The following is a 22,548-nucleotide window of genomic DNA, read 5'->3' as shown; positions in this document are numbered from 1 at the left end:
TCCTATTCTGGAATTTGTTGGGTAATACAGTGGATATTCCCACCCCCTAAAAGAATATCTCTAGCTAGGATTCCTACGACTTCACGGTCTGGGAAGCACTGACTGAGAATATCTAAGGCCACTTGGTCGTTTTCGTCCTGAAATTGTGGCACCAAGACAGACTTATTGGCAATATAGAAGTTCACATAGGATGCTGCTAAACGTTCTCCTACATAACGCTCTTCTTCACCTTCTTCATATGAATAGCCCGGCAAATCTTCTTCCGTCACTACTTGATGGATAGCTGGAATCGGAAGTTTATGAATAGTGAAACTCCGGCCTTTTGCATCTGTTTCCTTCTCTAAAAGGGCAAGGTCAGCTGCTGACATGTGATACTGGGGATCACCCTGATCATCTGTCCAAGCTAAAACAATCTCCGCTGGACCAATAAAGGCTGCTACATTGTCGACGTGTTCGTTGGTTTCATCCTGATAAATACCATAAGGAAGCCAGATGACTTTTTCAGCACCAAGACTCTCTAGTAAGGTATTTTCAATCTCTTCTTTTGTCATATGAGGATTGCGACCCGGACTGAGAAGGCAACTTTCAGTCACAAGAATCGTTCCTTGACCGTCACTGTGAATAGCTCCGCCTTCCAGTACAAAAGGTTTGGCATCGTAAACAGGTATCTCTAAAACTTCTGCAAAGCGACTAGCGACTTGGTCATCTGCTTCATAGTCTTGGTAGAGACCATCCACAGCACCACCCCAGGCATTGAAAGACCAATCTACCGCCAACTTTTCCTTTTTATCGTTGACGAGAATAGTCGGACCCGTATCACGCGCCCAGGCATCATTGGTAGGAATATCTAGATAAACAACACTATCGCCTAGGTAGGATTGGGCTTCAGATAGATAGTCCTGCTCCACCAAAAGGTAGACTGTTTCCCCTTGGTCAATGGTTTTGATAATCTGGCTAAAAGCTTTTTTAGCAGCCTTGCCTTGAAAAGGCCAAGATCCTGGTCGTGTTGGCCATATCATGAGAGTACCATGATGGGGTTCATACTCTGCTGGCATACGATAGCCTAATTTTTTTGGACTGTCCATCATGATAATCTCTCCTTAAAGTCTTGATAGCCGAAGGCTTTGACTAAACAGCATTCACCCTCTTTATCCATCACATACAAACTTGGAAGCCCAATCCCGTTAAAGGTATTATTTTTGACAAAGGAGTAGATTGCCATATCTTCAAAGTAAAGTCTATCTCCGATCTCAACTGGATTTTCAAAACTATAGTCTCCAATGATATCTCCTGTTAGACAAGTATTGGAAGAAAGTCTATAAGTATAGGATTTTTCTTGCGCTTCAAAACCGTCTCTCAATGGGGGGCGATAAGGCATCTCTAGAACATCTGGCATATGGCAGCTTGCTGAAGCATCTAACACTAAGGTCTCAATCCCATTTTCAACGATGTCTAATACCTCAGTAGCTAAATAACCAGCATTAAGTGCAATGGCTTCTCCTGGTTCGATATAGACTTCAAGATTGTAAGTATTTCGGATACGCTTGATTTCGGAAATCAGCAAGTCCACATCATAGTCATCTCTTGTAATGTGATGTCCACCGCCCATATTGAGCCATTTGACCTCATGCAAATAAGGCCCAAACTGCTCTTCTACTGCTTTCAAGGTTGTCTCTAAATCATCTGCCCCCTGCTCACAAAGAGTATGAAAATGAAGCCCGTCAACCAAGTCCAGCAAATCACTAGGTATCTTGTCTGAAGTCACTCCAAAACGAGATCCTGGTGCACAAGGGTCATAGAGCGCGTGATCTCCCTGAGTAGAACACTGAGGATTGAGGCGTAGACCAACACCGATACCAGCTTCACGACAAGTTTCACCATATTTTCGTAGTTGTCTCTCTGAGTTAAAGACAATATGATTAGATATTTGAAGCAACTCTTCCATATCAGATTCCTTGAAAGCAGGCGCAAATACATGGACTTCCCCCGGAAATTCTTCCCTAGCTAACTTCGCTTCATAAAGTCCACTAGCTGTCGTACCTGACAGATACTGGCTAATCAAGGGATAGGTTTTATAGAGGGAATAAGCCTTTTGAGCTAGCAACACCTTACAACCGGCTTTTTCCTGAATCTCTTGCAGAATGCGGCAATTCTCTTCTAATTTTCCTAAGTCAATGATATAAGAAGGTGTTGGTACTTGTTCTAACTTCATCAGTCCACCATTTGTGGATTTTCAACCACAACCCATGGCAAGCCGTATTTATTTAAATCTTCCATGAATGGGTCTGGATCCAACTCTTCAAGGTTATAAACTCCAGGCTGTTTCCATGTACCATCCATCACTAATTTTGTCCCAATCATGGCTGGAACACCTGTTGTATAAGAAATGGCTTGTGATCCAACTTCTGCGTAGCATTCCTGATGGTCGCAAACATTGTAGATGTAGATAGTCTTTTCAACACCATCTTTAACACCTGTAAAGATACAGCCGATATTAGTTTTACCAACAGTGCGTGGGCCAAGGCTTGCAGGATCTGGAAGCAAGGCTTTCAAGAATTGGATAGGTACGATTTCTTGTCCGTTAAAGTTAATAGCATCTGTACGAAGGAGCCCAACGTTTTCCAAGCATTTCATGTGGGTTAGATAAGATTGACCAAAAGTCATGAAGAAACGAATACGTTTAACTCCTGGGATATTTTTAGCCAGTGATTCAATTTCTTCATGGTGAAGAAGATACATGTCTTTTTGACCAACCTGAGGGAAATCATATTCACGTTTGATAGACATTGCTTCAACTTCTACCCATTTTCCATCTTCCCAGTAAGAACCTGGTGCAGAAACCTCACGGAGGTTGATTTCTGGATTAAAGTTGGTCGCAAATGGATAACCGTGGTCACCACCATTACAGTCTAAAATGTCGATATAGTGGATTTCATCAAAGTAGTGTTTCAAAGCATACGCTGAAAAGACGCTGGTTACCCCTGGGTCAAAACCAGATCCAAGTAGAGCTGTCAAGCCTGCTTCTTTGAATTTTTCTTGGTAAGCCCATTGCCATGAGTAATCAAAATAAGCAGTAAATCCAAGCTCCTTACAACGTTTCTCATAAATCGCACGCCATTCAGGGTCTTCTGTATCCTCTGCCTCATAGTTGGCTGTGTCGATATAGTGAACTCCCGTTGCCAAGCAAGCATCCATAATTGTCAAATCTTGGTACGGTAGAGCTACGTTCAAAACGGCTTCTGGCTTGTAGCTTTCAATCAATGCAATGACTTCTTCGACATTATCAGCATCAAGAGCAGCTGTTTCAATTTTAGTACTTGTTTTGCCCTCTAATTTAGCTTTCAAGTCATCACATTTTGACTTTGTACGGCTAGCAATCATAATTTCTGTAAAAGTTTCGCTGTCTTGGCAAATCTTTGAAATAGCAACTTGGGCAACGCCCCCACATCCGATAACTAATAAACGACTCATTTTTTTCTTTCCTCTTCTTCTAAAATGTCTTCAACGTATTTTGGCAACATAAAGGCACCAACGTGTAAGTTTGCAGTATAGTATTCTGTGAATAGCTGGCGCTTTTTCCAGCCTTCCTTATCAAAATCTTTGACAGGGTGATATTTTTTCGATGCAAATCCAAATAACCAATAGCCAGCCGGACTGGTAGGGATATGTGCCTGATAAACTCGGCTGATTGGAAAGGCTTGATTGACCTTACGATGCATGCTTCGACAAGCCGACTCATCTTCGTCAAAGAAAGGACTACCATGCTGGTAGATCATAATACCGTCTTCTTTCAAGGCTCTGTAACTATTGCCGTAAAATTCCTTTGTAAAAAGACCTTCTGTATGTCCAAATGGATCAGTCGCATCATTGATGATAATGTCGTAATCATCTTCGCAGTTTCGTAAAAAGCGAAGCCCATTTTGGTAGTAAATGGTAACGCGAGGATCATCTAGCCCTGCAGCAAAGTCTGGAAAATACTCTCGACAGACCTCAACCAACATCTCATCCGGTTCCACGATATCGATTTGTTCCAATTCTGGATAGAGGGTTAATACCTGGGCAACACCACCGTCGCCACCCCCAATAACCAAGACTTTCTTAGGATTAGGATGGACAGCCATTGGAACATGAACTGTCATTTCATTGTAGACAAAGTCATCTGCATCTGAAAACAAGACATGCCCATTTAAAATCAATATCTTCCCAAAAGCAGGCGTGTCTAAAACTTCGATATCCTGCCATTCACTTTTACCAGCGTAGAGTTGTTTGGCTGTTCTCAGAGACAATTTCACATCTGGAGTATGAACTTCAGAAAACCATAAATCCATTTAGTTCTCCTTTCTCTCAATAACATTGATGTGATTGACCTCTGGATCTTCCGTTCCTTGGAGGGAACAACCACGTTCTTTGGCAAATTGGATATAATCAACAATTTCTCGTGTAATCCGTTCACCTGGCGCTAGGATTGGAATACCTGGAGGATAGCACATGACGAATTCACCACAGACCTGGCCAACAGACTCGTCCAGGGTTAAACTTCTTCTCTCTGAGTAGAAGGCTTCCTGAGGAGAAAGCACTAACTCAGGCTGGATATATTCTCCAGCAATCAAGTCTTTCCCATCTCTCGAGTAGAGTCTCTTGATATCAGCTAGAGCACCGACCAAGCGTTCAATGTCTTGGATACGGTCACCAATCGAAATGTAGGCCAAGATATTCCCAATATCGCCAAACTCAATCTGAATGTCATATTCATCCCGTAAGAGATCATAAACTTCAATCCCTGTTAGACCAATACCTTGTGTGTAAACTGACAGCTTGGTTACATCAAAATCACAAACTGAGACACCATCTACTAGTTCTTTTGAGTAGGCGTAGTAGCCACCGATGGCATTGATTTCTCGTCTAGCATATTCGGACAACTCAATGACCTTTTCAAAGGACTCTTTACCACGAAGGGCTAAGTTTCGACGTGAAACATCAAGACTCGACATCAGCAAGTAAGATGCTGATGTTGACTGTGACAGATTAATAATCTGACGTACGTACTCAGGATTCATCTGATCGCCAACTAAAAGAAGGGAACTTTGAGTCAAGCTACCACCGGACTTATGCATGGATACAGCTGACATATCTGCTCCTGCATCCATAGCGGATAGAGGAAGTTTATCTGTAAAGTGCAGATGAGCACCGTGCGCCTCGTCAACTAAGACTTTCATTCCTGCAGCGTGAGCCATCTCTGTTAGACCCTTAAGGTCTGAACAAATTCCATAGTAAGTTGGATTGTTGATTAGGATAGCCTTGGCATCTGGATGTTCCTGAATAGCTTGTGCTACACGGTCATTTTCAAGTCCCAGTGCGATACCGATTTTTGGATCCACACTCATCTCGATATAAATGGGAATGGCGCCACATAAAACGAGTGCATTAATAGCTGACTTATGAACGTTTCGGGGAAGGATGATTTTATCTCCTGCTTTACAGGTGGAGAGAATCATGGTCTGCACGGATGAAGTTGTTCCCCCAATCATTAAAAAGGCATGAGCCGCACCAAAAGCTTCTGCTGCTAGCTCTTCAGCTTCTCGAATAATCGAAATGGGATGCCCCAGATTGTCCAAGGGCTTCATAGAGTTAACATCTATACCTACACATTTTTCCCCTAAAAGTTCCACTAATTCTGGGTTACCACGGCCACGCTTATGACCAGGTACGTCAAATGGTACAATTCTTTTCTTTCGTAACTTGACCAACCCCTCATAGATGGGAGCTTGGTTTTGATTTAACATTATAAAGACATACTCCTTTATCATATTTTTTACACCTTAACCATGTAAGGCTCTAAAGGATACTTATGAAAAAAGAGCAGGTTGGCACCTGCTCTACAATCTACTGACGTGTTTATGTTTGTTTCTTTTGAGTATGTCTGTTCCTGATGTTTCCTAACTCTCTAGTAGCAAATATTACGTACTTTATTGATCGTTTCACAAGATGACGTGTGCTTTCACCACACTAACAAATCTATACGAATTAGGACAAGTGTCCTAACATCAACTTATAAAAGTAGGCTTTTAACCCTATCAATAATGTGGCTTTTCAACCACGCTTCGGCATTCAACCCTGCCTGTCCGTAGGCATTTTTTACTCGGGTTTATATTTGCTAGAAAACATCATCTCATTTTCTAAGCTTCATTACTATATCATGTTTTCAGATACTTGTAAAGTATTTTTAGAAACTTTTTTTAATAAATTCATTTTTTTGTTCGTGAAATTGCTTTAACTTAAAAATGGAAATCGTTTTAAATTTAAATCAAAAAACAAAAAAAGAAACTAAATAGATTAGTTTCTTTAATGAATCATAAGCATAATCAACTATTCAAAATCCTATCTAGTCATCTCGTGCTACTTGAACAGCTAGTTCAAAATCAATCATCAAATAATTTTCATCTAGACGGATGAGACTATAATACTCATTCCAAAATAGAGAGTCACTGTTGCTGGACCACTTTAATCCATACCACAATTGAGTAACATCACTTGTATGTGATGGGGGAATTGACCATAGATGCTTTTTAAAAGTTTCTTGAACAAGAGAAACATCCAGTCGAGTAGTCAAGTCAAGTTCATCTAACTTGAAAGTGATAGAATGTTTCTTTGCTTCTTCAATACTTTCCTTGTTAAATCGAACCTGAATAACCTTGGAATCTTCTAAAGCCTCATTCTGGTCCTCAGCACCGTAAAAGGAAATACTGCCCAGTACTATGCCATCTTTTGCCAGGAGATAGGGAGCGTAAGGAACAGCATTGCTATCAAGTCTGAAGCCTTTTTCGATAGTAACTGATTTATCTCCTGAATACTTTTGGAAATTACCATCTGTCAGGAGGTATTCGTAGTCGCTACCACCATCACCTTGTCTTGCATAGATATCAAATCCAGCTTCCATCAGATCACTTGCTTTTGTTTCTGCTAAAGCGATTTTACTTTCATTAATTTGCAAAATCGGTGCTTGAGGTGGCAAACCAATCGTGAGATTAAACATGACTCCTACCAGAAAGACCATAAAGGTTATAAGGAGGGCAAGCATAGACTTCCCAGTTCGTTTTCTTGCATTGAAAAGAGCCATTAGTGCAGGTAAGAGAATCATTTTGGCTAAAATAGAATTCCCAACACCACCTCTATTTAAGGTTTGAAAAGCAAAAATCCCCGCGATGGCAATCAGGGACAGGTAGACCAAAATCTCACCTAGACCCAGCTTTTCAGTTCGAGTTTGTTGGTTTACAGGCGTTTCGTATAATGACTGCCCATTCTCTTTCCTCTTTTTTAGAAAGAGATAAAACCCCAGACCAAGTAGCAGATTAAAGATTGCAAAAACTATTAAAGTACCTATTATCGCCGTTCTAGCCATGGCTCTCTACTCCTTTATGTTCTCTCTCAAATCTTATCTTTCTCTTTAGTACCCAATTCCCAATCAATAAAACCAGCAAGAAGAAGGGGCCGCCTTCTATGACCACAATCGGTAAAGCATGAATGTCAATGATTCCCATCTTTTTATCTTTAAGGATTTTGCTGATATTTTTAGCTCTATTTCTATAGAAAATGCTATAATGGAGCTAAGAAATTGTTTTATTGAATGTTAATAGGGGGAAGTAGTCATGTTCACTAGTATTATTTTAAGTTTTTATGCTCTTTTCTTTCTATCCTTGTCCTTTAGCATCTATCTCTATATTAGACTTGTAGTTGCGGTTAAAAAAGGCAAAGACATTCCCAAATGGATTTATAAACTTGGCCAAGCTGTTCAAGGAAGAATTCACGTCGACTATGAAGAAATCACTGATGCTAATGCCCTTAAAGAGATTCATTGGTTCTTGCTGATCTATTTAATCGTAAATCTACTCGTATTGGCTGGTTTCTACTATCATGGTAATAGCTTTCCTCAAGCCATTTATGAATGTTTGAAAAAACAATTTTTTATCGTACTTGTTAGTATGGTTTTAAAAAGTATTGGTAAATTTGTTGTACTGGCAATAAGCAAAAACTTTCATAACAGTCATGTCTATGCATCAACCAACGCTTTTGTCGGGACAGCTTTTTTAACGAGTTATGTTTTTATGTTTTGCATCATGATGAGTGGCCTTCCAGCTCAACCTGTTCCAGTAACCATTCAAGATACCACTGTCATTATCGGGGAGACCAAGGCTTCCGAACTTTTGGACCAAGGCTTTAACTTTGAAGATAAAAGTCCAGAGACTTCCATCACAAATCCCAAGAACGACCACTTCTACTACGGTCAGCTTCTTGAAGTCAAGCGGGATAATCAGTCCTATGGCTTTATGAGCCTTACTCCCACTGGTAAAGATACTGATCAACTCAAAAACTGCGTCGTCACCTATTACAGAACACCTAAGGATAACAATCAACTAGAAAATATTTCCATCAATCATGTCAAGCTAGCAAACCTCAAACTCCAAGATTTTCAAACACGAAAATTAATCGATATCTTTGAAGTCAATCCAGCTGATTATAATGTATCTGACACCGATGCCAACTTCATTCTGACCATTCAAACAGCAGATTACGACCTCTGGAAAAGGTATCGGATTGAAGCTAAGTTTAATTCAGATGGTTCCCTAGATAGCTATGGTGTTAGAGCCCAGCACAGCATGTGGGAATGATTGACCATTTCCCCCTTTATCACATAAGCATTAAACTGGAAAAATATCTTCGACAAGTTTATAGGTTTCGATGAATCTAAGGCCAGAGGAACCTTTATCTCTAGTGATTTCTTCATAAATATCTTCTAAATTTTGGGCAGGTGCTAGCATCCAAAGACTAAAAGGTCTAAGTTTCACCTGTCCAATTTTTTCAATATTTTCTAATAATTGCCCTAAATCTTTGTGATTGAACCAGCAATCTGTAACTAGAGCAAACTTTGTATTGTCCATCTTACAGGAGATTTGACTGGTCAAAAAATCATCGATGGAGGGCTTTTTTGTTTGTAAGAGGCGCGTGCAAGCTAGATGATACTCAAGCTTTCTAGGACTCTGCTCAACCATAGATACAAAGACAAGACCATACTCATCTTGGAACTTAACAGCAAGGATATCCCCTTCTTCAAAATAAGGTTTGCGTTTAGTTTTGGCTTTAGGGACCTTTAGAGGCCTAGGATTTTTAGTTTGCAGCTGGAGAGCAAGTTTTTCCAAGACCTTTTGCCTTTGCTTCAAAGCCTTTGGTTCTATTTCCAACCAAAATGGATCAGCCCCTTTTTTTATAAGCTCTAAGGTTTTATCTCTGATGTCGTCTGTCAGGTGACCAATCTTCCACAGTGAGTAGGCAAGAGCTGTCCAATAAATTTCTGTAAAAAAGTCTGTTTGACAGTAATCTTTTTCCGCATCGAGAATATCCTTGATGATATTCGCTACATGTTCACCGTCTCTATAGCGACCGACTACTTCATTGTAAATGTCATAACCTTGATCACTGTCAATGATTTTAACGCCATCAATAGCCATTCTCAACTCCTAATGTTCAATCGACATCTTATTTCTAAATCTCAAAACTTATTTAATCTTATGCTTGTTCATTTTTTCTTGGAAAATATCTGTAAGAATTTGTTGCAATTCTTGAGCTTCCTTTTCAGGAAGTTGGCCTTCTTGTTCAGCTACAGCATACAATTCTGGATACTCAAGTGAAATTCTCTTGACTGTACGTGTAATGGCATGTTTTCTAACAAAAAATGGAATTCGTTTAATCATATCTTCAGGAATTAAGGCGATAATCTTATCGGCAGTTTCCTTATCGTTAAGCTTAGAGAATGTTAGTCCCTTTTTAATCATTTCTTGTTCTTTTTCTGTAAAATCTTGTAATTCCATATGTCTACTCCTCATCTTCTGTCACTTCCCAAACCTCTGCTTGGTAAGGATCACCATCTTCATCGTATCGATTGATATACCCAATAAATCGTTCATTTCTTCTTGGTCTCTGCTGGTTTCCCTTGATAACCCAAACAGCCCATACTCCGATTAAGACAAAAATTATGAATGCCAGTACTACTTCCATTTCATTACCATCCTTTAGAATTGAACCCACTTATCATTATCCATAATAAAGGGTTTCGCTAAACCTTCACCTGTATAGTTTTCGTATTTTGTATCTAGATATTTGTAACAATCTTCCTTGGTCGCAAATTTGATGGCTTGATAAGGCTCCTCAAAGGTTAATTTTTCAACAAAGAGATAGCCATCCTCGCTTGGCACAAGGATCCCGACATGGCCAATAAAGAGGGATTGCCCATCCAAGTCATCATGGACGACTACGGACAGCATTCTTGCATTTTCATTAAACTTGAATTGAGAAAGGAATTTTTCCATCTTTGCAGCATGAACTTTGACATCAGTCGTTGCTTCGGTCTTGACTCTTGAGAATAAAATATCAAAAGCATCCTTGTCTTCTGCATCAAAGACCTTACCTTTGTCAATGGCATCATTATCGACAAACAAGAGAGAATCATCTTTCTCTAATTTAGGAATTTCGATAGAATTTTTTAATAAACAATAACTGTTAATACGACAGTTAGTACCGACAAAATCACCCTTTTTAGGCGTCCAAAGATTGCTTATCTTTTCAACATCATAGTCTGTTTTGGTAAATGTAGAAAAATCTCCAGTCAAGCCTACTGAACCGACAGTTGCGTTGTAATCATTTACAAGGTTGAAAAATGCATCGACACTATCTTTATCCAAATGTGCAGCCAAGGCTTTTCGAACTTCTTCTTCGCTTTCCTTGTTATTAAGATTGCTATAGGTTCCTTTGTAGCTTTCTTTACCTGAGCTAGCCACCTTAGTAGTTGAACTATTCTGTTTTTCCGTAGATTGGTTTTGGTTTGTAACACAGGCAGCTAAAGTAAAGATAGCTAAAACACAGCAGCTCATTAATCTGATTTTTTTAGATACTTTCATAAAATGTTTCCTTTTTAACTAAGATTTTTCAGGTCGATAAGCTTCTCTTATATTATAGTTCAAATTTATTTTAAGTCCAAGCATTTTGCTAAGTAAAGTAGATTTTAAATCATTAAAAAGGAAGCTGGCACATGGCACGCTCCCTAATAAGTGAAATATCTATGAAAAATTTAATTTTAGTCACCTTTTAGCTGTACCTGTGTATGAGCTAGCAGGTCACCTAGATGTCGTTTGTCTTTCCTGAAAACCATCATTGCAAGTAGGGCAACTGCGAGGAGAGTAGCTAGAAACGAGAGAATAATAGATAAGGAATCAAACTCACTATAGAAACCATGTATCGTGCCCATATGACCTATTTGCCAAGGAAAAAATTTAATGGTGTTTCTAAGCAAGCTAGCTTGCACTGTTTTTTTCTTGTAAACCAATTGAAGTCCTGCTTTCGCCTTCCCGAAACTCCCATTTTTTGTATAATCAAAGAATGTAAAAAGTAGAATGATTGGCAAAACAGAGGTAAAAAATACAAGACACTGCGACTGAATTTCTGTAAACTCTGGAATACCATTAAAAAAAATAGTGTAAAAAAGCATAGAACCTAAAAACAGAAGTGCTAAATAAGCTAGAATGAAAAGATAATCAAATAGTAATTCAATCATTCTTTTTTTTAACGAAATAGAATTAATTGCTAAAATCTTCGTCATCATCGCCTCCTTTATTATCCACTATTCTTGTCAAAAGTTTATTATTCTTTCGGTTGAGAATAGACCTCGATATGCTGACCTAGGACCTTAATTTCCACTGGTAGGTCATCCGATTTGTCACCATCAACATCCGTTTCTAATGCAATATCTGAAGAAATTTTTATATGACGAGCTTTTATATACTCGATATTCTCATTTACGACAACATCACCTTTTAATAAATCAGGGATAACTGACAATTTAGTAAGGATTGAGGCATCTTTTAGAATCAAAATATTGGCATAGCCATCCTTATTTTCGTTAAAGATTTTTTTGTCAGCGAAATAATTGGTAAGGAGAACCAAGACATGGCTGGCTGGGCCAATATAATTTCCATTTTCTGTCTCAACTCTAATGTTAAATGTTTGATCAGTAACGACAGAGTTCATGGTGTTAATAGCATAGGCTAGCATACCAAACTTTGTTTTATCTTCTATCCCAACGTTATGAATGGCTTCTGGTATTGAACCAATGCTAAAGATATAACCAAAATAATTACCGTTTGATTTGCCAATGTCAATCTTATTCGTAGAACTAAAATCAAGCTCGTCAATGGCACCATCAATATCTTGATTGATTTCTAATAGTTTCGTGATGAGGTTTCCAGTTCCTCCTGGGATAATCGCAAGTTTAGGAATGTAGTCTTTTTCAGCAATACCGGAGATGGCTTCATTGACAGTCCCATCCCCACCAAAAACAAGGACAGCATCATACTTCTCCCTAGAAGCTTCTTCTGAAAAGTTTGTCGCATCAAGAGCTTTCTCAGTGAATCTGGTCTCAACATGCTCAAAATAATCTAAGGCTTTATTCTCGAGTTTGACTTTATAATCCAAGGCTTTTTCGCCACCAGATGTTGGATTAATAATCACCATTATTTTATTCATATATCAATCTCCTGTCATTAGATTTCCGTACTTTAACTAGCCTTGTCAAGTTTCTTCCAGATAAATTTTGACCGCTTGGTATTCCTGTTCTTTAGCATAGGCAAACACCTCTGAAGCTCTAATGTAATCAAAGATATTTTCCTCTAAATCTTCATCCCAAATCGATTCATGAAATATTTCATTCTCTTGACATGCTTCATAGAAAATATCGAGGTGAACTTGATAAAACTCTTCATCTTCATTTGGAGCTTGCCTTACTAAGGATAGTTGAAACAAGGGCTTATCAGATATAGCTGTAAATGTCCCTGTTTCAAATAAAATCATCTCATCCTCAATAGGAACACTACACAAGTCTTCAAAGATGGCTACCATATCCTCTAAGGGCATCTTATCGGTAATTTTTTCTCTTAAAAATTTAAGTGATTGTTTCATGTTTTTTCCTCTTTCTAGATGAATTTTCGTTCTTGGAAAAATCCTATTAAAAAATAGAATCCCTACACCCTATATTATACTACATAAATAGAAAAAAAGACTGAACCAGATGGCTTTCAACCTAGTTTCAGTCTAAGTCTTTTTGATAATCGGAATAGCCTTTGTAAGGACGTCTATCCCAACATGAATTTACTTTCCTTAAATTTGATAGATTAGGTCTAAGTTTAATTAAAAACAAGCTTTTTCAATTTGCAGCTCACCTTCTTTAGAAATTTTCCTGAGTAACTTCTTCAAAATAGTCATCCAGATGATGATAAATATGCATATCTTCTTCTGAACCGTCTTGCAAAACTGCAAATACCTTCACTTTCTCATCATTGACAAATACGAAATTATGTTCACCAAAATAAGCCTGATAACCCTTGTCGACTAAAGTCCAAAGTTCATCTTTTTTAAAACTGAAAATATCTTTTTTTACTAGATAGGTTTTCCCGATTTCCATTTTTTCTCCTTTTAAATCTATCAAAAAATCCCATAGGGAAATCCTTTCTCTATGCACTATTAGTTTACTGAAATGTACTCTTCCCAGCGACTGAGGACCTCTTTTAAGGGCTCATCTAAATAGGTATAGGCCTTTTCCTTAATCCAATCAGGTATACCATAAGCAGCTTCAGCTATACTTCCTGTTATCGCAGCGAGAGTATCACTATCTCCACCGAGAGAAATTGCATTTCTGATAGCATCTTCGAAGTCTGTACTTTCAAGAAAGGCAATGATAGCTTGAGGCACCGTATTCTGGCAAGTTTCATTAAAACGATAAGTAGGACGAATTTCATCTAACGTTTTAGAAAGGTCATATCCATACTCTTTCTCAATATGTTCCTTAACGCGTCTTTTAATATCCGCAGGGTTATCGCTACCATCACCACCGAAGAAATAACGGCACATATAGATTGCATCCGCTGTGGCCATAGCTCCTTTAATTCCTTCTGGATGGTTATGCGTCACCTCTGCAGAAAGTCGTGCGAGAGATCTTCTGGACGGCCAGGCTCCCGTTCGTGCACAGAAACTACAATCCATGGCCCAGGCACATGGAGAAACACGCATTGCTGAGCCATTGCCAAAGCTATTATAAGGTTCTCGATCGTCGCCATCAACCCAATTACCAAATCTTGCACCGTAACCTGCATCGGGATACATTCTGCCGTACTTCTTCATGGCATCGATGAAGTCATCCTTCTGTCCGCCATTTATTATCGCTTCCGCCACAGCACAAGTCATCACCGTATCATCTGTGAAAAAACAATCGTCCCTAAACAAGGGAAAATCCTTCGTTTTAATATTGTTCCATTCATAAATAGAACCTACAATGTCTCCTACTATTGCTCCTAGCATAAGATTCCTCCTTACAGCATATCAGATTTCCAATGGATCACTCTTTAAAAACGGCTCAACCAAATCAATCCATTCTTGAGGTAGGTAAGCTGATAGATAACCATGATTATACCCCTTTGCTTCATACAAAATTGTATTTGGATGTAGCTGCTGAAATAATTTCGCCGAAGCTTTCACACAGTTCAATTCTTTTTCACCATAAATATAAAGAACCTGAGTCTTGCTAGCAGAAATCGTCTCCTTCAGCTTGTAACGTCCCATATAGGTTTTGTAAATGCTCACCAATGTTTTGATAGGTGTCCTTGGCAAATCCTCCAAATAATAAGCTTTTATTTCCTCTGGATAAGCCAGTTTAGGATAAATTTTGTTCATCATTCTTAATTGAAGTTTGCAAGAGAATTTACCGAACAACAGTTTACCAAATAGAGGCACTAGAAAGATGCTGATTTTAGCCAACCTTGGTTGAGGAATACAGAGGCTTCCATCTATGATGGCTTTCTCAGCTATATCTCTGTCTATCGACAAAAGCTCCATAGCAATTTGACCACCAAGTGAAACACCACCGATTGCAAACAATTTCCCACCACAGTTTGCTTTGATATAGTCTAGAATCTCCAAAGCAGAATCTTCAGTAGAAACATAATCAAGTTGATATTCTTCGCCGTGGCCATTCAAGGTGGGTAGAATGACACGATACTCCTCCGACAAGATCCGTGCTTGACGAAGATAATTCCACCAAGAACTGCCACCGCCATGTATCAGCAAGATAGAAGGCAAACTCTTATCACCAAATTCATGGAATTTCATATTTAAACTCCTTACTGTAGGACTTCTAGTAATACTTAGTTGAGTAATAAAACGTTCTCAACGTGTAATTAACGTACTTACTTCATTATATAACAAACAATGATAAAATAACTAGAATAACACTAAAAATCAACATCAAAACAACAAATGCAACGTAAAGTAGCAAAAATAATGAGAATGCAACGTCTAATTGCTTGTGCCTTGATAATCGTTTATACTATACTAAATTCAGTCATATGCAAATATATGACAATTTACATTATAAAATATATAGAGGAGGTCATATAACATGACATTTGCTGAAAAATTAAAAACAATACGGAAACAAATAGGAATGTCTCAGGAACTTTTAGCAGAAAAAATTGGTGTTTCAAGACAAGCCGTAACAAAATGGGAAACAGGTGCTGGAATTCCAGATATAGAAAATATTATAGCAATTGCCAACCTATTTAACATTTCTATCGACGAACTATTCTGCAATGAAAAAAATACTTCCAAAACTAGCGAATATCTTTTCGAAAGTATCACAGAGTACGATATCGATAAAACTAAGAGCTATGATATGAAATTTGGAGGTGCAGAAAAATTTATTCTTTCCGGATATAACGGCGAAAAAATTCGAGTTTGTCTGGTTTCTAACCTTCTTTCTACACTTCAAAATGATTTCAAAGTAAAAATCGATGATAGTAGAAAAAGAATTGACGTAGACGTAAAACGTTATAATGGTGTAACTGAAGCAACAGCTAAAAAAACTGTTAGTATTTTTGTGCAAATCCCAACTTCCTATATTAGCCACATTGAATGTGCGGTTAATGCAGAATCTATAGAGATTCATTCTCTACAATGCGATAATATCGAGCTTGACATTAAGACGCCTCGTATTACTCTGGAAGACATTTCAGGTAAAGTGAAAATCAACTGTAATCTTGATATGGAAGTGTTTTGTAATTATCTAAACGGTGATCTTTCCATTAATCAAATATCAGCCACATCACGAATTTGTATCCCAGAAAATAGTATATTTACCGCTGTTTCGAAAGGTATTGGAACACACATTTATTTTGAAAAAGATGGACAAAACACTGAACGCTTTGATTCATCAGATTCTGATAATTTAATTGAACTAAATGGTATCAATAGTGAACTTGTTGTCTATACAGTTAAAGAAAGAGGGTAACTAAATGAATGTAAATTATTTAAAAAGATACATCCTCAGTTCTTATATCCTTGTTTGGGCCCTCATTATTTTTGTAGCAGCCCCCGCAAGTCTATTGTTTAAAGTCCCACCTGTTGTTATGTGGATAGTACGAAATATCGTCGCATGGTCTCCTTCATACCTCCTTTTATTTGGATGGAAATATTTCCGGACTGATGAAAAAATAACTACTTTTCTTAAGCGGTGTTTCTCTGCTAAAGTTTCGCTACTCCCACTCCTATCTTCATTTGGTATTACATTTGGGCTCAGTATATTATCACTCTTCATTTACTCACTTATGACCCAAAAAACAATGTTCTCCTACATCAATCTAGGAACAGTATCATTGCCACTAAGTATATTCTTATCATTTACATCAGGTCCGACTGGTGAAGAATTAGGTTGGCGTGGTTATATGAGAGAAGAATTTAATAAAAAGTATCATTTTTTAAAATCCTCTATTTACCAAGGCCTAGTCTGGTGTTTCTGGCATACACTTCTGTGGGTTGTAGATTCAAAATTCACGGATTGGCGTGCGATTCCATATATTATTGCTAACATAGTTGTAATTACATCCATTACGATTTTAATGAATATTATTTTGGAGAAATATAACAATTTGATTTATACTATTTTCATGCATTTTGGCTTTAATATTGTTTATGTATTTTTGGATGCTGATATCGGATTTTTTATCATTTTGACCTTGCTATACCTACTCATCACTCCGATTGCAATGCATATACGAAATAGATCTAATTTTAAATACTATCACTAACTATAGTTAAGCTGTTTCTATTTTGAGTACAAAGACAATATCGTTTTACAAACCAGTAATTTGATATACCTCAACACAGCGAATTCCAAGTCACAAAATAAGAGCAGCTAACCAATTGGTTAACTGCTTTAAAAATAGAAAAATAACTTCTAATATGATATCAGTATTAATTTTATTCCTTTGCCATGAGAACCACTAATCTAATCCAATCTAAAAGAACACATAATTCATTCTCATAACTAAAATTTAATGAAAACTCATCGACCTCAAATTCATTTTCCTGACTCAATTCCATAACAAAAAGGACACCAATCTTTATCCATAACCACGTAAGTCCAATTACAATGATTTTGAATTAATACTGTGGAACGGAAAGTCGATCACTTCTTCCAAAAGAAACAACATCCATTCTAAGATTTAAAATCCTTTTCCTTACTAATTCTATTACCCGCTAATATTGTATAAATTAAATAAGTAATAAAAATGATAATAAAAATAAGATTAATTTTTAACACAAAATAGAGATTTAACAAATTTGCGAACGAATGAAATAATATACAGTATCCCACAGATTTCGTTTGACGGTAAAGAAGCCCTAAAACAAAACTTAAAAATAATGTATATATAAAAAATAAAATGAAAGGAAATCCTTGATGACTTTCTCCAACTATAAACCATAAAGGCAGATGCCAAATTCCCCAGATTGAACCGACAATCAAATTAGATTGCCAATAAGTATATTTTTTATCAAGTAATGGTTGTAATATTCCTCTCCATCCTAATTCTTCATGTCCACCACCAAAAAAAATTAGTTGTATAAAGAATAATGGCATCAGATAAATTGATACTCCATTTAATTCTAAGGAAGATACTGAAAATAGTATCAAAATTGCTAACAAATGAATAATGAAATAAATACTACTATTTTCTTTCTTACTAAATACAAAATGTTGAAATTTTATATTATTCCTTTTCAAATAAAAGCCACTTGCAATAGCTGGACCAAGTGCACCTACTATATGTAATGATCTCCCTATAATCGTTTCTAATCCCAAAATATGAGATTGCGTAATTATGGCGAGAAGCCCCCATGTTATATAAGTAATTCCAAATGTAATATAAAGATAATTTTTTAAATTCCTTTTATCAATTTCTGTCATTTCATCTCCATATCTTGATTATTTTAAATGTAATATTTGTTACTGCTTATTAGTTGGTCTTGATTATAACTACCTATATTCTATCATAAAAACACAAAAAGCGTTACATTCAAGGCTTTTCAGTATCCCTTTTGTTAGAAGGTTTTTACGCTTTTTCAAGTAATCCAACACACTCAACATGATGCGTCTGCGGGAAAAGATCAACCGGCTGGACTTTCTTCAATTCATAGCCTAGCTCTTGATAGAGTTTGATATCTCGAGCCATGGTTGCTACATTACAAGAGATATAAGCGATGCGATCAGCTTCTGTTTGGGCGCTGGCTTTGATAAAGCTTTCGGTCAACCCCTTGCGTGGTGGGTCGACTAGGATAGCAGTTGGTTGGATGCCTTCCTTGAGCCAATTCTTCATGGCATTTTCAGCTGTATCGCAGACATAGTGGGCATTGGTGATATTGTTTAAGGCAGCATTCTTCTGGCTATTCTCTACTGCTTCTGAGATAACCTCTACGCCATAAACTTCCTTGACATGTTTAGCGACAGATAGTCCAATGGTCCCAATTCCTGAGTAGGCATCAATGACCACATCCTCTGCTCTTAACTCCGCAAAGTCAATGGCTGTTTGATAAAGCTTCTCTGCCATTTCGGTATTGACCTGGTAAAAGGCTGGTCCAGAGATTTGGAAATCATTGCCCAACATTTGGTCGGTAATGTAGTCTTGACCATAAAGTGTACGCCATTCTTTCCCGAAAATCGCATTGGTGTTTTGGTCATTGATATTCTGCATGACTGACACAATTTCTGGAAATTGCTTGATCAGTTGTTCAATCACCTGTTCAACTCTGAAAACTTTAGGACGAGTTGTCACCAAAATAACCATGATTTGTCCTGAATGATATCCACGACGCACAACAAGGTTACGAATCAAGCCTGACTGTTCCTTCTCATCATAAGGCTTTAAGTCATATCGACGGAGCAAATCTCGCAAAGCCACAATAACTTGATCAATGACTGGATCCTGAATGTAAAAATCTTCCAATGGCATAAGGTCATGAGAATTCTTACGGAAGAAACCAGTTTCTAGAACACCATTAACACGACGAACAGGGACTTGAGCCTTGTTACGGTACTTGACCGGATGTTCCATACCAAGAGTATCAGCAACCTCTACATCCCTGATTCCTGCAATTTTATAGAGGCTGTCTTTTACTTGCTTGTTTTTGAACTTGAGTTGCTCTGGATAAGCTAGATGACCTAGGTCGGCAATACCTGAACGTAAGTATGCCAAATCTAAGTCTAGGTTGCGATGTGGTGATTGCGTAAGGTATTCCTCGACTTTACCAAAGCCAATCTTCTTGTTGACTTTAAGGACACGCATAAGGATCTTCTCAGTCGGTAGAGCATTCTCTACAAAAAAGACCAAGCCATCTACCTTGGCAACACCTGCTCCTTCATGTGTCAAATCGACAATCTCTACTTCTACAATATCATTTTTCTTTAACATATGTTTCACTTTCTATCAGCCAACAAAAAAAGACGGCAACTGTTCTGTTACCATCTATTATACCATGAATTAGCCTAAGCACCAAAACTCTTGAAAAAGTTTACAATTGCTTGCCAAATAGCACTGAGGATATTCCCACCGTCTTGAATAGCTTTATTAGCATCAAAGTTAAGGTCGATATTGCTAAAACTATCTCCTGCTTGCGCAACGATACTTTGTTTCAGATCCTTTAGAGTCTTTGTAAAGTCTTCGTTATTCAAAATATCGCTCTTAGAAAGATTAAAGGCAAAGTTGATGATGACATTGATCTGGTTTCCTGTTATAACCTGATCCAGCTTATAATTTTTCAATGTATCTTCAACAATCTTACGAACATCATCTTCAGTAAGCTCACCCTTAGACTCTTTGGCTTTAGCGATAGCAGATTTGATATCGGCAAGGGCTACATTGAGTTTATTGGCATCATAGCCTGATTTGTCCTTGTTTTCATCGTTGATGTCTGACAAAGCTTTTAGTTCTTCCTGAGCTAGGTCTTTATTTTCTTGAGGAAGTTGAACACCATTAGCTTCTAATGAGTAGTAGATACCAGCTAGGGCACTTTCACCTGTTACAGGGATTGGTGCAGCTACGGTGATGCGCGCGTGCTCAACACCCAAGGTAACGGCCGCATTACGGTACATGTCTTGGGTCACTTTAGTGATATTTTCAGGGGTTTCAATCTTCACTTCAAGTGGAGATTTTTCACCTAATTTTTGAATTTTTGCAGACGAATAGAGCTGGAGACTAGAGTCATTGGCGACGTTCATAATCTTTGAGTAGACATCTGGCGTCATAGTCTTCAGTTCTTTGGTATCTGTAGAGGCGTTATAGCCGAGTTTTTTTAATGTTTGATTTTTTTGATCTTCTGTTAACGAAGAACCCAAGACGTACTCAGGTTGAACATAAGTTTCATCAATTACTTTTTGAACATCAGTGGCTGCTTGAGCGCTTTGCAAAGTTGCAACTGCTAAAAGAACTGCAGCACTAGTCAGAAAGAATTTCTTTCGCATGAGACGTTCCTCCTTTTCCTATCTAGGATAGTAAATTAGCCTTAAAGAAAGCTTATAAAAGCACCTAGAATTTTCTAAGTGCTTAAAATAGATTAAAAAATTTAATAATGTAGAGATTTAGTTGAACCTGTCTAGAGTAATAATAGTTCCCTCCATCCACATAGAGTTCTCCCCCTTGAAAGATGGAAATTGGATTGACATATCGATAGGTTTTTCCAGTTGTATTTCCTAGTGTCGGTGCAACGGTATCTCTCGAATATTGCTTGGCTAGGGCAAGGGTATTTTCTTTCCCATTTTGGGCGATAAAATCAATATAAGCAGGCCCAAAGTTATAGGCCTGTACAGCAGTCCAAACATCTACACCCTTTTCTTGAGCTAAATATAGATTCTCTGTCAAGGTTTGAATTCCCTGACGAATACTACTCCTATTGTCAGAAATCGTATTTGTAGTTCCGCTAGCAGACTCGCTTGACTGCATCACGTCGCTTTCTTTACCTTTGGTTTCAGTATAAATCATGGCCAGGACTAGTTCTTCATTTGCTGGCGTATCTTGCTCACTTAAAACCTCTCGTACCAAGGATTGATAGGTCATGACCTGCTTTACATCCCGATACATATGAAAAAGTTTATAACCAGTAAATAAGATAAGAACAAGCACCAAGACCCTTCTTATAATTTTAAACATTATTTGCTTTGTATATCCTCGATGTTTTTGATTAAGATAGAGTAGGTACCATTATCATTTTGGATAAATTCGACCGACTCAGCATCTTGGTAAATATTATTGGGTACGATTAACTCAATCCCATTTGACAGAGAAAGCTTTTGGTTTTCAAATTTCTTTAATTGGCGACTTGCATCGATTTCATCAAACTGAACTGGCTCTGGCACTGCTTCCTTGACTTGGTCAATAAAGCTAAGACGTGCAGTAAGATTGTTGTCAAAAAGGTCATTTGCCAATTTTTCAGGAGACAACTCATTGCTTTCTTCAAGGTTGTTAAAAATAGCAGACTTGACCTTAGATTGAAATTGAAAATCATCTGTATTAAATGTTTCAGCAATTCTCTGAGCTGTTTTTTCCAGTTCCTTGATTGACTTCTTAGGTGAAATTTTGGGCTGAGCCTGTATCAGATTCTCAGAAAAATAGTTCAAAAAAGTCCCGTTATACTTGATTCGTTTCTCAATCAGGTGATATTTTCGGCTTTGAAGATTGACCACCAAGGCCTCGTCAGCCCCTGTACCAAATCCAGGCAGGTTATTCTGAGTCAGCTTGATTGGATTATCAACTTCTCCTCCAAGGTGAGTCAAGGTCTCACGCAGGGCAATGCGTAGGAAGGCAAAATGCTCTACTCCTTCTTTGGAAAATTGCACAAAAATCAAGTCATTGGTCTTGAGATTTTCAGAAATGCTGAATTCCTCTTTCCAGAGATTAGCCAGCGTCACCGATGTCTCCAACAAATCATCTGTAATATGATTGAAGAAGGGATTTTCTGCTTCGAAAATCCCAGTCTTAGCTTCATCCGAATACACACGTTCGATTTTCTTGCGTAGGTATTCCTCGATTTTTGGAGTGATATTGAGAAATTTATCCGCTAGAAACAACTCTGTGTCATCCGGGCTGAACTGATGGATAATAGCTTTCTTAATATAAATGTCCATAA

24 protein-coding genes are annotated in these 22,548 nt (G+C 37.8%); 3 read left to right on the top strand and 21 right to left on the bottom strand.

From position 1 onward, the window contains the following. Positions 1-2 precede the first annotated feature (2 nt). From aguA to HMPREF1116_RS06105, 6 genes are all read right to left on the bottom strand, one after another. On the bottom strand, positions 3-1,088 hold the full coding sequence (gene aguA / locus HMPREF1116_RS06130; RefSeq protein ID WP_000969477.1) for an agmatine deiminase: 1,086 nt from the start codon (positions 1,086-1,088) through the stop codon (positions 3-5). Continuing rightward, on the bottom strand, positions 1,085-2,212 hold the full coding sequence (nspC, locus tag HMPREF1116_RS06125) for a carboxynorspermidine decarboxylase (RefSeq protein WP_000764393.1): 1,128 nt from the start codon (positions 2,210-2,212) through the stop codon (positions 1,085-1,087). The genes aguA and nspC overlap by 4 nt, the downstream gene beginning before the upstream one ends. Beyond that, positions 2,212-3,471, bottom strand: a complete 1,260-nt coding sequence (locus tag HMPREF1116_RS06120) for a saccharopine dehydrogenase family protein (protein WP_000088788.1) — start codon at positions 3,469-3,471, stop codon at positions 2,212-2,214. The genes nspC and HMPREF1116_RS06120 overlap by 1 nt, the downstream gene beginning before the upstream one ends. Further along, positions 3,468-4,328: a polyamine aminopropyltransferase gene (gene speE / locus HMPREF1116_RS06115; protein ID WP_000366716.1), complete on the bottom strand. Its 861-nt coding sequence runs from the start codon at positions 4,326-4,328 to the stop codon at positions 3,468-3,470. Before speE ends, HMPREF1116_RS06120 begins: the two co-directional genes overlap by 4 nt. After that, positions 4,329-5,783, bottom strand: a complete 1,455-nt coding sequence (locus tag HMPREF1116_RS06110) for an aminotransferase class I/II-fold pyridoxal phosphate-dependent enzyme (RefSeq protein WP_000934352.1) — start codon at positions 5,781-5,783, stop codon at positions 4,329-4,331. Between the two features lie 599 nt (positions 5,784-6,382). After that, on the bottom strand, positions 6,383-7,399 hold the full coding sequence (locus HMPREF1116_RS06105) for a hypothetical protein (protein ID WP_000124508.1): 1,017 nt from the start codon (positions 7,397-7,399) through the stop codon (positions 6,383-6,385). A gap of 247 nt (positions 7,400-7,646) precedes the next feature. Here HMPREF1116_RS06105 and HMPREF1116_RS06100 point away from each other — a divergent pair, with 247 nt between their 5' ends. Then, positions 7,647-8,666: a hypothetical protein gene (locus HMPREF1116_RS06100; protein WP_000495162.1), complete on the top strand. Its 1,020-nt coding sequence runs from the start codon at positions 7,647-7,649 to the stop codon at positions 8,664-8,666. 30 nt (positions 8,667-8,696) lie between these two features. On the opposite strand, the gene HMPREF1116_RS06095 is transcribed toward HMPREF1116_RS06100, so the two are convergent. From HMPREF1116_RS06095 to HMPREF1116_RS06050, 10 genes are all read right to left on the bottom strand, one after another. Further along, a complete protein-coding gene (locus tag HMPREF1116_RS06095; protein WP_000963200.1) occupies positions 8,697-9,503 on the bottom strand; it encodes a hypothetical protein in 807 nt (268 codons plus the stop codon). 48 nt (positions 9,504-9,551) lie between these two features. Next, the gene (locus HMPREF1116_RS06090; protein ID WP_000422664.1) at positions 9,552-9,863 is read right to left on the bottom strand and encodes a hypothetical protein; all 312 of its coding nucleotides are present in this window, start codon (positions 9,861-9,863) and stop codon (positions 9,552-9,554) included. Between the two features lie 4 nt (positions 9,864-9,867). Further along, complete coding sequence (locus HMPREF1116_RS06085) at positions 9,868-10,050, bottom strand: hypothetical protein (RefSeq protein WP_000454373.1); 183 nt, start codon at positions 10,048-10,050, stop codon at positions 9,868-9,870. A gap of 14 nt (positions 10,051-10,064) precedes the next feature. After that, positions 10,065-10,949 carry a DUF4300 family protein gene (locus tag HMPREF1116_RS06080; RefSeq protein WP_000868693.1) on the bottom strand — a complete coding sequence of 295 codons (885 nt, stop codon included), beginning with the start codon at positions 10,947-10,949 and terminating at the stop codon, positions 10,065-10,067. Between the two features lie 176 nt (positions 10,950-11,125). Beyond that, a complete protein-coding gene (locus HMPREF1116_RS06075) occupies positions 11,126-11,647 on the bottom strand; it encodes an RDD family protein (RefSeq protein ID WP_000161461.1) in 522 nt (173 codons plus the stop codon). Positions 11,648-11,688: 41 nt separating this feature from the next. Continuing rightward, positions 11,689-12,570 (bottom strand): diacylglycerol/lipid kinase family protein, encoded by an 882-nt coding sequence (locus HMPREF1116_RS06070; RefSeq protein ID WP_001033741.1) that lies wholly within the window; start codon positions 12,568-12,570, stop codon positions 11,689-11,691. A gap of 45 nt (positions 12,571-12,615) precedes the next feature. Then, on the bottom strand, positions 12,616-13,002 hold the full coding sequence (locus tag HMPREF1116_RS06065) for a hypothetical protein (protein ID WP_000814174.1): 387 nt from the start codon (positions 13,000-13,002) through the stop codon (positions 12,616-12,618). A gap of 265 nt (positions 13,003-13,267) precedes the next feature. Then, positions 13,268-13,504 (bottom strand): hypothetical protein, encoded by a 237-nt coding sequence (locus HMPREF1116_RS06060; protein ID WP_000402376.1) that lies wholly within the window; start codon positions 13,502-13,504, stop codon positions 13,268-13,270. A gap of 59 nt (positions 13,505-13,563) precedes the next feature. Further along, positions 13,564-14,397: an ADP-ribosylglycohydrolase family protein gene (locus HMPREF1116_RS06055; RefSeq protein ID WP_000900065.1), complete on the bottom strand. Its 834-nt coding sequence runs from the start codon at positions 14,395-14,397 to the stop codon at positions 13,564-13,566. 21 nt (positions 14,398-14,418) lie between these two features. Next, positions 14,419-15,204, bottom strand: a complete 786-nt coding sequence (locus HMPREF1116_RS06050; RefSeq protein WP_000668472.1) for an alpha/beta fold hydrolase — start codon at positions 15,202-15,204, stop codon at positions 14,419-14,421. Positions 15,205-15,493: 289 nt separating this feature from the next. Between HMPREF1116_RS06050 and HMPREF1116_RS06045 the strand changes: the two genes are divergently transcribed. Together HMPREF1116_RS06045 and HMPREF1116_RS06040 are read left to right on the top strand one after the other, a co-directional pair. Next, on the top strand, positions 15,494-16,381 hold the full coding sequence (locus HMPREF1116_RS06045) for a helix-turn-helix domain-containing protein (RefSeq protein ID WP_000141631.1): 888 nt from the start codon (positions 15,494-15,496) through the stop codon (positions 16,379-16,381). Positions 16,382-16,385: 4 nt separating this feature from the next. Beyond that, positions 16,386-17,177, top strand: coding sequence for a CPBP family intramembrane glutamic endopeptidase (locus HMPREF1116_RS06040; protein WP_001102348.1), 792 nt, complete (start codon positions 16,386-16,388; stop codon positions 17,175-17,177). A 410-nt stretch (positions 17,178-17,587) separates the two neighbouring features. Here the strand turns inward: HMPREF1116_RS06040 and HMPREF1116_RS06035 are convergent, their stop codons facing one another. From HMPREF1116_RS06035 to HMPREF1116_RS06015, 5 genes are all read right to left on the bottom strand, one after another. After that, a complete protein-coding gene (locus tag HMPREF1116_RS06035) occupies positions 17,588-18,337 on the bottom strand; it encodes a CPBP family intramembrane glutamic endopeptidase (protein ID WP_000134979.1) in 750 nt (249 codons plus the stop codon). A 145-nt stretch (positions 18,338-18,482) separates the two neighbouring features. Beyond that, positions 18,483-19,838, bottom strand: coding sequence for a 23S rRNA (uracil(1939)-C(5))-methyltransferase RlmD (gene rlmD, locus HMPREF1116_RS06030; RefSeq protein WP_000914602.1), 1,356 nt, complete (start codon positions 19,836-19,838; stop codon positions 18,483-18,485). A gap of 74 nt (positions 19,839-19,912) precedes the next feature. Continuing rightward, on the bottom strand, positions 19,913-20,887 hold the full coding sequence (locus HMPREF1116_RS06025; protein WP_001227374.1) for a DUF1002 domain-containing protein: 975 nt from the start codon (positions 20,885-20,887) through the stop codon (positions 19,913-19,915). A gap of 82 nt (positions 20,888-20,969) precedes the next feature. Next, positions 20,970-21,572, bottom strand: a complete 603-nt coding sequence (locus HMPREF1116_RS06020) for a lysozyme family protein (RefSeq protein ID WP_025171262.1) — start codon at positions 21,570-21,572, stop codon at positions 20,970-20,972. Then, positions 21,572-22,546, bottom strand: coding sequence for a nucleoid-associated protein (locus HMPREF1116_RS06015; RefSeq protein ID WP_000356097.1), 975 nt, complete (start codon positions 22,544-22,546; stop codon positions 21,572-21,574). Before HMPREF1116_RS06015 ends, HMPREF1116_RS06020 begins: the two co-directional genes overlap by 1 nt. Positions 22,547-22,548 lie beyond the last annotated feature (2 nt).

Source organism: Streptococcus sp. SK140 (assembly GCF_000259525.1).
Lineage (GTDB): Bacteria > Bacillota > Bacilli > Lactobacillales > Streptococcaceae > Streptococcus.
This window is presented reverse-complemented; position numbering and strand designations above follow the sequence as displayed.